This is a genomic window from Paenibacillus sp. Y5S-9 (genome assembly GCF_036894235.1).
GTDB lineage: Bacteria > Bacillota > Bacilli > Paenibacillales > Paenibacillaceae > Paenibacillus.
In genome coordinates, this window is sequence record NZ_CP145887.1 from 2,941,846 (window position 1) to 2,955,086 (window position 13,241).

Here is a 13,241-nt window from a genome sequence, read left to right on the forward strand (position 1 = left end):
GCGCATGACATGACACAACGAATGGTAGAAAAGATGTCGAAAGAGCAGCAGTATCTTGTAAACCAGACCATGACGATGATGGATAGCTTCTATGATAAGGAACTGGATCTGCTTCGGAGTTTTGAAGAAGAGGATTCATCGCAGCACAGCACACGAGCCAGTGCACATTATGCGCTTGGGTTGTTGATTCGAAATGAGCCTGGTGATGTGGAACGCGCGATACAAGTGTTCCACAAGGTGCTCGATGTTCAATATGACGCTCCGGATGAGATCTATCACGGAACCTTCGCGACCCGGCCAACTGATGTGCATCCACCAGCGGGTCACTATGCTTGGAAATCTTTTGCGCCAGGCACGGCCTATTTCCTGGAACGCACCTTTGAGAAGGTGTCTGCGCAGTTTATCCATAAACTACAGGAAGATGGATCTCTGCTCACAGAGGCGGCAGATTCCAAACAACTGAAACGCCTTTTTCATTCGGCAGTGAATCAGATTCTGCCACCGGTCTGGATCAGCTATGATCCCAACTGGCGCGAGTTTATCGCTTGTGTCTGTGTGGTCGTAACTGCTGAATTCGCTGAACTTATACCGGAGACACTCATGAAACGGATGGACCATGCCATGGCATTGGCTGTTCAAGGGTCAATAGAACGCAGGTTATCTGACGTAATCCCCATGAACACCAATATTGAGTTAATGCATATTTTCATTACCCACTACTACGGCCATCGCTTGAACCGAACAGAATGGATTCAGCATTCGGATGAACAGGCGGAGGGATTGATGAAGGAGTTTGAACAGTACGACGGGACATTCGCTGAATTCAATACAACAACGTATTACGGGGTGGATCTCTCCGTGCTTGGTATGTATCGAAAGTACGGAGTCACCAAACGTTTACTTGAAATTGGACACCGAATTGAACATGGGCTGTGGAATAACATTGCGCTATATTATAATGCCAACCTCGAAAATCTCTCCGGCCCATTCTCTCGGGCGTACGACATGGAGATGCGAGAGCATAGTTCAATCGGTGTATTTATCTATCTCTTGCTTGGAGAAGGGTATGAATATCTGGCAGGAATCAACTGTGAGTCAGGCCATGATCCACTGATTGCGCTCCTTGGGGTAGATGTGCCCGCGGAAGCCGTGCCGTATTTCAAGGCTCATCAAGAGGATCGGCTTGTGCAGAAACAGTTCATGGAACTGTGTGAGCGCAATGATCCAACGTCCAATCGGAATCTATGTACGGCCAAAGCCTGGATTGGTGAGGACCGGATGATTGGTGCCATGTCGGGAAGTGTGAATACCAACGGCCAGATGCATCCAGCCACGATCCACTGGCAGACAGAGATGGGGGAGCGTTATTATCTTCGCTTGATCCGCCGTGAGGTAGGCGAGGGGTGGAACAGTCATCTGCGCGGAGTGACGTTTGACGTGGATCTCACGCCAGATTCGTTAACCATTGATGTGGAGCTGGATACGGCGGAAGAGATCGATGTTTATTTTGAAATCAGAGGGCCATCCCTTCGTCAGCAGGACATTACACCAGCGTTATGGCAGTTCCCTGGACTTACGTGTATCGTGAAGGCTGAAGCGCCTGAACCATCCGTATTAATGTACGTGAATCATGCGGAGATCATCTATCGTTATGTGCCTGGGAAAACTGCGAACAAGATGAGATTTGAATTGACTCTCCGTGAAGACAACGGTATGAGGAATAAATAGGTATATAAGATGAACTGAACATTTACACGAGAACGAAGAGTGCAGAACGGATCTGAAGAAGCGGAGCGTTCGCCTGAAAGCTTTCTGCAAGAAAGCTGCATCGGAAGCATAAGCTATCACCGGATTTTTCCCTTTGGAGAAGGGGATCAAAAAAATCTGGGGATAACAGCGATCGGAAGATGGTACTGCAATTGGAGTGATCTAGTGTAAAGTTTATTCGTTCAACTTATATAGATAGAGATAAATGGAATATGAATGGGCGATAGAATGATAGACAGGAGGACCAATCATGTATACGGACAAACAGGAATATTCGTTTTCAACATGTTGGAATATCAAACGTCATACGACCGGACAAGGCATGATTGAAGAAATCAAGTCTCTTGGGTTCAGACAGGTGGAATTGAATTACAACGTTACGGAAGAGATGCTGCAGACGATAGAACCGATGATTGAACGGGGAGAGATCGGTGTATCCAGTGTGCATAATACATTCCCGCATGTGGCTGATCCAGATTACGGGACGGATTCCGTCCTGCTCGGATTCGATGATGAACCGCGCCGCAAGCGGGCGATTGAACTGTTACTTCGCTCAGCCGAGTACGCACATCGTTATGGGGCCAAGGCTGTTGTTGTACATCCGGGTGAGGTTCCGTTTGAATACAATATAGATGAAGCGTTGAAAAAGATATACCACGATCAAGGACCGGATTCATCGGCATATCAATCTTTATGGCAAGAGATGTTGGAGAAGCGGGAAGATGGCAGCGCACATTACCTGAGCCGGATTCAGGAGAGTCTGGAAAAGGTATGTGACTTGTCTGAGCAGCGAGGATACGGGGTGAATTTCGGTATTGAGACCCGTTCACGCTGTTATCAGATGCCGACTTTGCACGAAGCAGGAACGATTATTGGACAAATGAAGGGCGCGCCGCTTGGTCTTTGGTACGATATTGGTCACGGTATGATGATGGATCGAATGGGGCTGTACGATAATGTACGTGAGGCTAACGCGTTGATTGATCACGTGGTTGGCGTGCATATTCATGAAACCGTAGGGTTGGCAGATCATTGGTGTCCATACATCCATAGTAAAGACATGACCTTTTTTGATTCATTTTTGGATATTATCGACCGTTCTCCGGTGAAAGTATATGAGTTAAAAGCCGCGTGTACACCGGACGAGATCGATGAGAGTCACGGAATAATCACGGCCCGTATTGCTGAACGTCATGCTGCGCGTCAGCGCGGATAGGCAGATTGGTCTATTTTATGCTAAGTGCATGGATAGGTGAATGGTAGGGTGACGGAGGAATGTGAAGTATTCTTCTCGGCAGATATCTGACGTCTAATTGGAGTAGAAGGTATCGTCTATCCCATGTTGTGCGGGGATGTTTAATGGAAAAAGGGATCGGTTTCATCGGCCTGCTAGGCTTGGTGAGACGGATCCCTTTTTTGATTTTGTTAGATATGTGTATATGTGATCGGTGTACAGCTTTCATTCAGATCACATTTGAATAGCATTCAAAAGCATTTTGGCGCACAATTGGCTTCATCGCTAGGCACTCTTTGGAAAACTAACGAACCTGACGCACCTTATTCCAAGCATATGGGTCTGATTGAAATCGTAAGGAATCTGAGACACCTTATCACTTCGTGTATAGCCCATTTTTGCCCATTTTCACTTGTCTGCTCCAGTTTAACATTACTGAGGTTCGTTAGAATTTTCATGTTAGTCTAAACCAATTAATAAGGTGCCTAAGATTCGTTAGAGTGTTCGAAGTGAGTCAGAATTTGGAGAGAGAAGCGTTTATTCTACCTATCACCAAGGTAAGATTGGGCCTGTGATTCTTTTTACTCGTACATCCGTCGTTCAAGTTCAGCATAGGCAATCGCAGGATCATCACTGGAATTATCAATATAAGCGACGGATGAAGCAGGGAGGGGCCAGGCTATTTCTTTACGGACGAGAGAAGCTGTGAAGGCATTCCAGTTGGCTAACTTCCATTCATCTAGTGGGGATTGTCTCGCTGTGATCCGTTTGTGATACAATGCTTCATTCTCAAGATAAATATAGGCAACCCGCACATCCGTATCTTTCAGAGAACGTCCAATCCGTGCGAGTTCCTGCTCGATCCAGTCAGAGGTACCGATTTCCTTGGTAAATGGCCCCACAACGATTGTATCGATACCCAACTGAACGTTATCCAGAGCAGCATCCATCGTAATGCGGTACCCAAGATCACGGCACAACCTTTTGTATTCAGGCGAATCTCGGTCAGATGGGTCAAGTCCCTGAAGGGTCATGATTGCCTCAGCCGCAGGACGAAGCAGAATATCCATATCGAAGAAAGCAGCTTTATGTTTACGGGAAAGGGTTTTGGCAAGTGTGGTCTTGCCACTTCCGGCCCCGCCGAGAAAGAAAATTAGTTTGCTCATGAATGTAATGCCTCCTTAATTGTATTGAAAAAATAGTATCTGTAATTAAAAAATACACGAATATATAGATTCATCATTAGAGTTCATGAATGAAAGGACTTGTTTATTTTAACATAAATAAAGAAGCTTGTTGGCTAGACAGAAGAGGAAGGATAAGGTAATATCATACCTAGTTGTTCTATGCATAGGTTTCCGATGTATATGAAAAGGAAGGAGTGAGCGCGTTGCAGGTTAACAAACAAATGATTAAAGGCAGTACCGAGACATTGATTCTGACCTTGCTTCAGGAACGACCGTTGTACGGTTATGAATTAATTAAGGAACTACATCGTCAATCTGAGGGTGTGTTTAATCTGAAAGAGGGCACGTTATATCCTATTTTGCATGCTATGGAGATTGAAGGTTGGGTAGAGTCGTACTGGATGGAGGTCGAAGGCCGTAAACGGAAATATTATTCGATTCGTGACAAGGGGATGGAGGCCTTACAAAGTAAAAAAGCAGAGTGGAATTTGTTCCGTCGAGCTGTGGATCGGGTGCTTGGGGAAGGAGGCCTGACATGACGAATCGACATGAGCGAATTCAGCATTATCTTGATCACATGTGTGTTCAGGTTAAAGCTCGCGAAGTACATAATGACTTGCGTGATGAGTTGGGAAACCACATGGAAGAGATGATTTTGGATAAAGAACAAGAAGGTTATACAGAGGAAGAAGCAATTACATATGCCATTGAACAGATGGGTGATCCCGCTGTCGTAGGAAAGAGTATGCACCGATTGCATCGCCATCGTATGCATTGGGGCTGTTAACGGGAATTGCCAGTTTGCTAATAATAAGCCTGCTGCTGATGTGGATTTATACGACAAATATTTCAGATGAAAACTATCAGTTGATATATATAAGTCATTTGATGTATACCATTTTTGGTTTAATACTGATGGTGTTTTTGATGTATTTTGATTATCAAAAATGGAAAAAAGCTGCCTGGTGGATCTATATTTTGTTAAGTGGTATGTTGTGGATTAATCCGCTGGTATCACCGTTTGATTACGGTGTACAACGGTTTTGGAGCATATTCGGTTTTACAATTGATCTTACAACGACATCGATGTGGGTGTTGCCTCTCGCCATAGGTGCAATTATGCTGGATAAGTTGAGCACCAAGTGTGATGTACAATCCGTCTCAACATATATGCTTCTTGTGGCTTTGCCGTCTTATAGCCTATTTCAAGCTTCAGATTGGGTACGATTGTTTCTGTTCGGAACGGCAACGCTAATCATGCTTGCCTGGATTACACGAAAATGGCTCTATACTTTCATCGGAGCTACAATAACCGGAAGTGTTATTATGTTGCAGTTGTTTTTGACAGGTGAATACAAGCGCTTTGAGAGACTCTCTGTCGTTTTGAATCTTCAGAATGATCTGCTGGGGAACTTCGAGTATAACCGTTCAATTATAAGTATCCTTCAGTCCGCCGGATGGTGGGGCAACGGTTTTGACATAACCTTTGGAATTTCCCAAAGGTTTTATATGGACTATCCCGGTGTGATGCTTATTGATGTGTTTGGCTGGTCAGCAGGTATTTTGCTATTGCTTGGAATCGTATGGTTTATTGCCAGTATGTTAAAGACGTTGCCGTGTATTAGGGATGATTTTGGTCGAATGATTATTTTCAGTATTACAATCACGTTCGCTTTGCAAATGTTATATTCTCTTGCGATGACTACCGGGAAGGTTCCGATTGTCAGTGTCAACTTTCCTTTTATCGGGCGCGGCATTCATATAATATTAGAATACGCCATGATGGGTTTACTGCTTGGAGTATATCGACGTAAAGATACTATTTCATTGAGAAGCAAACAGGGAGAGCCGATCACGACCATGTCAAAATAAAAAAAAGATACGTGATCGGATGGTATAAGTCATATAATACGATGTTAATCAGACTGATGTGCTCGTGCGTCAGAAGGAAACCAGATATGACGCAGGTTCACCCATCCCTGGCTATTGAAAGATAGACCACGCACAGAAGGCAGATAAGCGGTTTCTACTGGTTTCTCGGATAAATGGAACAGTAAATTTTGGTCAACCAAAAATTGCTCAATTCGGTCTAATTCAGAAGTTCGATCTGCTGCGATGGGAGAGGCGACGATGGTTTGCAAAATCTTATGAATCGCTATGCGAGCAGAATCTTCCAAATGCTCAGACAACGTGGAGTAGAGATCATACCTGCGCAGTTCTTCATCCCTGTCCCGAATGAGAGAGAAGAGAATCAGATCAGATTCCAGCCGGAGATTTCCTTTGAACTGCTCCATCGTAGCGGTACGGACGGTACAGGAGAAACCGCACTGCTCCAGTATGGACGCCAGATGTTTAGCATCCCTGCGATATTGTGGAATGGTTGCAATGTGCAGGGAGATGGGACTGGAGGATACGGAACTTATCGATATATCGCTAAATCCCTCCGAGTGGGCCTGGACTTTCTTGGTATTCACCGTACTAAAATCAGGCACAACAACCTCAGAGTCATCTACATGTCCGTCATCTCTATACATTCCAGCAAGGCATAACTGAAGGTGTGCTCTTACTGCCGGATCGTTTAACGGTCCGGTTTTTTGTGTATTACACGTGAGTAATTTATGAACCATCACACCTGCACTAATCTGTGTCCAGTCTGCACCCGCAGACAAAGACGGATTATGAACTAGATGAAAGAACGGAGTTTCGATATCTTGGCTATCGTCCATTTTTGCCGAGGCACTCCACGGAATTTGCAGGATATCTACCCGGTCCATATGTGCTCTACCCTGAAAATACGAGGAAAAGGCTTCAAGTCTGCACAAGTGATCATCCCAGGCAGTGACCTTGAACGGCCCCGTCCCAACAGGTTTTTGCATCCCAGGCAGATCACCCGAATGCTTTATCTTATGTTCGTTTGTTCCTGGTGAGGGTACAATCGCCGCACGACTTGTTGTCAGGAAGGACAAAAACAATTCATGAGGACCTTTCAACTGGAAACACACGGTTAAGGAATCGACCGTTTCAATAGAGAGAATCTGTTTACTTACATCACGGTACAGTGTCCGGCGATCTGTAGATTGCAGCCGTTCAAACGTATGTACAATATCATGGGACGTCAACAACTGACCATCGTGAAAAGTAATACCTTTCCGCAAATAAAAGATCCATGTCTTTCGGTCTGCACTGACATCCCAGGTATGAGCGAGACATGGGAGAATCTCTCCCTGTTCACCCCGCTGAACCAACCCGTCAAAGACATGGCTAGTAACAAAGGATTCAGCTAATAGATTAATGTAAAGCGGATCAAGCGCATGAAGCTGTTGGCGGAGGGGCAACCGAAGTGTATCAATCTGCTCATTATTGGTGCCGGCTTCCGTATGATGTCCTGAATATCCAAGCAACCACTGGTTTAGATGATCCTGCATGATTGTTGAACTGGAGAATGCGCTCACCTGCTCGGCAGCTTGCTGCAACTCCCGGCGATTCATGGCCTGCATCATATATTCTGCGGCGATTTGATCAGCCGGAACAAGCAAAGTCAGTGAAGAACGCCGACCACGGCCACGCTGGGAAACCCAACGAATCCAATCAAGGGCAACCATCTTTTTGACAATCGTTAACGTATTGCGGTGTGTACAATTTAGCAACTCAGCGAGATCGGCGAGTGTAAGTTCATGTTCTGTATGGTGACCGTAATGACGATGCAACAGCAGATATTGCTGATGTAATTTCAAGTGTTGATTCCCTCCTGGAGGTGAACTCTGACGTATTCCTCTAAAATAAGAAGTTTTGTCGATTATAATTTCTATTTATATTCCTATTTTATCATCTAGAATATAGCATAGAAAGGTTAATGGAGGTTTTTCCCATGATTGATAAAATAATGGCTTCACCGCAACGCGCTCTAATCACGCTACTGTCTGCATGGATGCTGGCGATCATTCACCAGTATTTATTCTATGGTAATGAGATTGGCGTATCGTATCCTATCTTTGTAATTCTCTTTTATGTGTTCATGTATCTGTTTGCACGGGACCGCATGAGGTCTTTCAAGTTCATTGATGCTTTTGTGGCGGCTGTAGTGCTATTGTTGTCGCTAACGTTCCTGTTATACGACAATGAACTGCTGTATGTTCTTAATTTTCTGGTTGTACCCGGCGTAGTTATCTTACATATGACGTATCTGATGGGCAGAAAACAGAAGCAGTGGTGGGAGATTGGTTTGATTGGTACGGCTATTGACCACTTGCTGCCTCAAGCCATACGTCATTGGGGGACGGTTGCTGCCATTGCTGTGAGAGCAGGAGGACGTGGCATCGGCAAATCACAGAAAACAGTTGTTTTTAAAGTACTCATTGGTCTTGTGGCGTCCTTGCCTATCCTCATTGTAGTCGTTGCATTACTGTCCTCTGCTGACGGGGTCTTTGATCAGTATTTAGCCGGTTTTCCGGAGTGGCTGAATCAGCTGGCTTTTACTCCAGGGATACCGAGAATCATCTGGATTGTCATCGCAGGTGTATTGCTGTTCGGTTATGTATGGGGATTCTTACAGCCAATGCAATATGAGGCAGAGAAGAGAGAGAACGCACATTGGAAAAATGGAGCTGCATCCACGGTTGATAAGCGTGACCACACCTATATATTCTCTCCAGTGGACCCGGCCACTGAAGGTAAGGTTACGAATAAGATTACACCCGAGCCCGAACGCACTCCAGTTCAGCGGGAACCATTCAGATTGGACCCCATCATTGTAGGGACGATGCTGGTTGTCATTAACTGTGTGTACGTTTTGTTTGTACTTGTACAGTTTTCGTATCTGTTTGGTGCAGGAGAGGGGCATCTTCCGGTAGATCTGTCTTACGCAGACTATGCGAGAAGTGGATTCGCAGAGTTAATTCTCGTCACAGGTATTAACTTCTTTATTCTTATTGTTGCTTTGCAGTATACCCGTTCGAGTCGCAAAGCGGGTTCCATCGTGCATCAGGTATTGCTCCTGATTCTGGTCAGTTGTTCAGCAATTATGTTGTATTCCGCGTTTATGCGCCTAAATCTTTATGAGCAGGCATATGGATATACGTACATCCGCTTCCTGGTACACGCATTTATGATCTTCCTTGCACTCCTGTTGCTGATTGCTGGCCTTCGTATACGGTACACGTCAATACCGCTGATTCGCTGGTATATTGTGCTGGCGCTCACAGCTTATGTTGCAGTCAACTATGTGGGCATGGATAAACGGATTGCCGAGCTGAATATTGAACGTTATCATCAGACTGGCAATATTGATGCAACCTATCTGGCGAGTCTATCGGCAGATGCAGTTCCGTTACTTCGAGAGTTTGCTCAGGAGGAGTATCCGGATCTCAAGAGGGAAATGCTGGAACGTCAAGCATATCTGGATATGGATACATCAGATCGCTCATGGCCTTCTTATAACGTGGCAAGACACCGAGCTGAGCAAGAGTTGTCCAAATTGAGAACGGAATAGCTGAAGTGTATTTGTTTTCCCATACGGATTTATGCAAAAACAATATGTAAGTGTTATAATATAAAAACTAACCTATAAAGGGGGTGAATCCCTTGTTTGAACTGCAGGAGTTATTACCATATTTATTCTCGATTGGACTCATCTTCACCGTCAGTTATGCCTATATTGCCCATCTTCACTGTGGCATGACGGAGTACTGGGTGGAAGGTGGCGCCGGTGGTGGACTTGAACCTGTACTTCCCGCCCTGTGTTTGGACAGACAGCATAGACAGGAAGACTGGAGTCGCATGATTAGACGAAGAGAAGCGCCCGATGAAGATGAACCAGATTGTCATTCCTCGTTGAACGATTGGTCAACAAATCAACGAGGAGGATATATATGGAACATAAGACTAACAAGGGATTCACTTTTACTTCGGGCAAGGGACGGATCTATGGCCTGATTGTCATTTTGTTTGCAGTCATGCTGCTTGCCGGATGCAGCAACAACGTGTCGGAGATTACTTCATCGACACCGGGATTTTTTAATCACTACATTGTATTTCCACTCTCGTATCTGATACAGCACATTGCCACGATATTTAACGGAAGCTACGGGGTCGCGATTATCGTGATTACGCTTGTCATTCGTCTAGCACTATTGCCATTGATGATGCGTCAAGCCAAGTCCCAGCAGGGAACACGAGTCATCATGAACGCCATGAAACCCGAGATGGATGCGCTCAAGAAAAAATATGAGGGCAAAAATGACCCTGCTGATAAGCAAAAGCTGTCTCAGGAAACGATGGAGCTGTACAAGAAACATAAGTTCAATCCGCTGAATATTGGTTGCTTGCCAATGCTCATCCAGTTGCCTATACTTTCAGGTATTTACACAGCCATCCGACTTACACCGGAGTTGTCCTCTCACTCGTTCCTGTGGTTCAAACTGGGAGCGCCGGACTACGTACTCGCTGTGGTGGTCGCGGTCATATATCTGATTCAAGCCAAGGTATCACAAGCCAATATGGCGCCTGAGCAGCGAAAACAGTTCGCCATTATGGGATATCTCTCCCCATTGATGATGGCATTCTTTTCTCTTACAGCTCCGGCAGCGATGCCGCTCTACTGGACGGTTGGGGGTTCATTCCTGGTACTACAGACGTTATTATTCCGTAAAATGTACCCGGTGGAACATCCACAGGAGCCAGTGGTTGTGGAAATGAGTAAGAAAAAGAATAAAAAATCTACCTCATCCAAACCTTCTCGGAAACCTGCAAATTCTTAATAAACTTGGTCCCAGTTGGCTGCGGAAACATGGTGATTACGGAACAGTGTTGAACACGAAAAACATAATGAAGAAGCCTGATCCATATGGATCAGGCTTTTTTTGTACTCTCAGGTGTTCCTTTTTTTGTTTTTTTTACGAAAACGGATGAAAAGCATAACGTCTACTGCCTGTTCCCCAATATCACTTAATGATGATATACTTACCTGATCAGATATGATATTGATAATCAATATCAATTATTGAGTGATGTATACATTGGAAAAAGTGAAACGAGGAGCGCGGATAGATGCAAGAGGAAGAAGCAAGACAGGGATTTACACCGGAGATGATTGATATGATGGCCAGTATCTGGACACGTTCGATCATTACATTAATAGATGTACGCTTTCAGAATGTAGCGTCACAATACCCGTTGGAGCAATATAAAATGCCTAGTAGCATGTTTATCTATGCATATGGGGGAGAAGCGCAAATCCAACTGAATGAAACCACATTTGCAATGGAACGTTTTGGCTTAGTTCACGGTGGGAAGGGGAGCCTGCTCAGTATTACGCCTAAAGAGGAGATTGTGAATACCTTTATGGTTTTCTATAGAGCAGAATCACCTCTCTTTTTCAAGAAACATCTGCAGCAATTACTGGAGCAAGTCAATCCATTTGTTCAACAGTTTGGTTATACGCCAAGTAATCCCATCTTGCTACGCGATTGGTTCCAACGGATGATGAATGGCTGGAAACGTGGCAAAGCGATGGATCAGCTACAGGCCAAAAGTTTTCTATATCAATTGATTCATGAGGTGTATAGGGATTTGGAGGGTGGTGAGATTCGGTATCTCCAGCCAGATCCAGCCTGTTCTGCCAAGATATATCTCGATAAACATTACAGGGAGCCGATTATGTTTCAACAAATTGCCGATATGTTTGGGATCAGTGGTGGACAATTGACGCGGTTGTTTAAAAAAAGGGAAGGGATGAACTTACAGGAGTATCTCATTCAGAGGAGGATTGAAGCTGCCTGTCATGACTTGAAACATACAGAAGCGACAGTTAAAGAAATCGCAACAGGAGCTGGCTTCGCAGATGAGAAAAACCTGTTCCGAATGTTTAATAAGCATTATAAGATGACACCAAGTGATTATCGGAAAATAAACGCACTATCCATGCAGGTTGATGGTATTGATAATGATTCTCATCTCCCTTACGATGAGAGGGAACTAGCGAGTCTAGTCAAGTCTTATAGAGATGGGGAATCAACGATGTTTGGATCATTAAGAAGTAAAGAAATGATTTTGGCGGCGGCGATAAGCATGATGCTCTTATTGACAGCATGTACGTCAGGGACGCCAGCGAATAATGGGGGAAAGGCGAATACAACACCTGCACAGACACAGCAGACGACACAACAGGAAGGGTCGGAGACAAAAGCTTCGGAAGCAGTCTCGCAGACCAGAACGATAACCACAGTTAAGGGTGATGTTGAGGTACCTAACAACCCTCAGCGAGTTGTAGTCGATTATTTGGTTGGTGATGTGGTAGCCCTAGGTGTAACTCCTTTAGGTGTGGCTAGAGCTGCACGGGGAGAGACAGAGCCTGTTTATGCTAACCAGATTACAGACTCCATAAAAGTAGCCATGGAGCCGGAAGATATCATGACGCTTGAGCCTGATCTTATCATTTTGGCATGGAGTGATGAGTCGTATGATGATTTATCCAAAATTGCCCCGACCATTTATGTTCCCTATGGTGATATGACTACAGAAGAGCGGATACAATTTATTAGCGATGTTTTGAACAAACAGGAAGAGGCTAAGGATGTTTTGAATGCTTATACCGGAAAAATTGAAGAAGCAAAGCTAGCTTTTCAGAATGCGGGCCTATCCGATGTAACGATTACGGTTGGAGAATTCAGTGATAAAAGTAACTACATAGCTGGAGCCAAGCATGCCGTTGGCGAGCTTGTTTACGATGAACTTCAATTGCAGGCACCTTCAAAAGTCCAAACGGATATTATCGACGCAGATAAATATTGGGGCGATGTCTCCATGGAAGTATTACCCGCTTACTCTGGGGATTATATGATCTTCTTAGGAGATGGAAACGTTGCTTCTGATAATGCTGTGTGGAATGCCATACCTGCTGTGCAACATGATCGGATCGTAAAGGTGAATTCTTCGCTATCTTGGTCCACCGACGTAATGACTTCCAGTGCATTGATTGATTATATTGTTAGTCAATTGCTGGCATTAGCTAAATAAGAGTTAGAACGAAATTTTAATTGAACACTCCAAATTTTCAA

At 44.6% G+C, this 13,241-nt stretch carries 11 protein-coding genes; 9 read left to right on the top strand and 2 right to left on the bottom strand.

Annotated elements, in window-relative coordinates; all coding sequences use genetic code 11:
- The first annotated feature begins 9 nt into the window (after positions 1–9).
- Both V6669_RS13240 and V6669_RS13245 read left to right on the top strand, forming a co-directional pair.
- Positions 10–1,728, top strand: a complete 1,719-nt coding sequence (locus V6669_RS13240; RefSeq protein ID WP_338594253.1) for a hypothetical protein — start codon at positions 10–12, stop codon at positions 1,726–1,728.
- 289 nt (positions 1,729–2,017) lie between these two features.
- Positions 2,018–2,983 (top strand): TIM barrel protein, encoded by a 966-nt coding sequence (locus V6669_RS13245; protein ID WP_338594255.1) that lies wholly within the window; start codon positions 2,018–2,020, stop codon positions 2,981–2,983.
- A gap of 599 nt (positions 2,984–3,582) precedes the next feature.
- Here V6669_RS13245 and V6669_RS13250 read toward each other — a convergent pair.
- Complete coding sequence (locus V6669_RS13250; RefSeq protein WP_338594257.1) at positions 3,583–4,167, bottom strand: AAA family ATPase; 585 nt, start codon at positions 4,165–4,167, stop codon at positions 3,583–3,585.
- A gap of 224 nt (positions 4,168–4,391) precedes the next feature.
- Between V6669_RS13250 and V6669_RS13255 the strand changes: the two genes are divergently transcribed.
- The 3 genes from V6669_RS13255 to V6669_RS13265 are packed head-to-tail and all read left to right on the top strand — an operon-like array spanning position 4,392 to position 6,060.
- Entirely contained in the window at positions 4,392–4,727 is a 336-nt protein-coding gene (locus V6669_RS13255) for a helix-turn-helix transcriptional regulator (RefSeq protein ID WP_017688825.1), read from the top strand.
- Positions 4,724–4,975, top strand: coding sequence for a permease prefix domain 1-containing protein (locus V6669_RS13260; protein ID WP_338594259.1), 252 nt, complete (start codon positions 4,724–4,726; stop codon positions 4,973–4,975). Before V6669_RS13255 ends, V6669_RS13260 begins: the two co-directional genes overlap by 4 nt.
- A 14-nt stretch (positions 4,976–4,989) precedes the next feature.
- Positions 4,990–6,060, top strand: a complete 1,071-nt coding sequence (locus V6669_RS13265; protein ID WP_338594933.1) for an FtsW/RodA/SpoVE family cell cycle protein — start codon at positions 4,990–4,992, stop codon at positions 6,058–6,060.
- A gap of 44 nt (positions 6,061–6,104) precedes the next feature.
- Here the strand turns inward: V6669_RS13265 and V6669_RS13270 are convergent, their stop codons facing one another.
- Positions 6,105–7,922: an ABC transporter substrate-binding protein gene (locus tag V6669_RS13270; RefSeq protein ID WP_338594260.1), complete on the bottom strand. Its 1,818-nt coding sequence runs from the start codon at positions 7,920–7,922 to the stop codon at positions 6,105–6,107.
- 134 nt (positions 7,923–8,056) lie between these two features.
- Between V6669_RS13270 and V6669_RS13275 the strand changes: the two genes are divergently transcribed.
- The 4 genes from V6669_RS13275 to V6669_RS13290 all read left to right on the top strand — a co-directional run bounded on the left by V6669_RS13275 (position 8,057) and on the right by V6669_RS13290 (position 13,200).
- Positions 8,057–9,676: a DUF4173 domain-containing protein gene (locus tag V6669_RS13275; protein WP_338594261.1), complete on the top strand. Its 1,620-nt coding sequence runs from the start codon at positions 8,057–8,059 to the stop codon at positions 9,674–9,676.
- Between the two features lie 92 nt (positions 9,677–9,768).
- Complete coding sequence (locus tag V6669_RS13280) at positions 9,769–10,119, top strand: hypothetical protein (RefSeq protein WP_256704410.1); 351 nt, start codon at positions 9,769–9,771, stop codon at positions 10,117–10,119.
- Positions 10,056–10,943 (top strand): membrane protein insertase YidC, encoded by an 888-nt coding sequence (gene yidC / locus V6669_RS13285; RefSeq protein ID WP_338594262.1) that lies wholly within the window; start codon positions 10,056–10,058, stop codon positions 10,941–10,943. The genes V6669_RS13280 and yidC overlap by 64 nt, the downstream gene beginning before the upstream one ends.
- Before the next feature lie 289 nt (positions 10,944–11,232).
- Positions 11,233–13,200, top strand: coding sequence for an AraC family transcriptional regulator (locus V6669_RS13290; RefSeq protein WP_338594264.1), 1,968 nt, complete (start codon positions 11,233–11,235; stop codon positions 13,198–13,200).
- Positions 13,201–13,241: the final 41 nt, after the last annotated feature.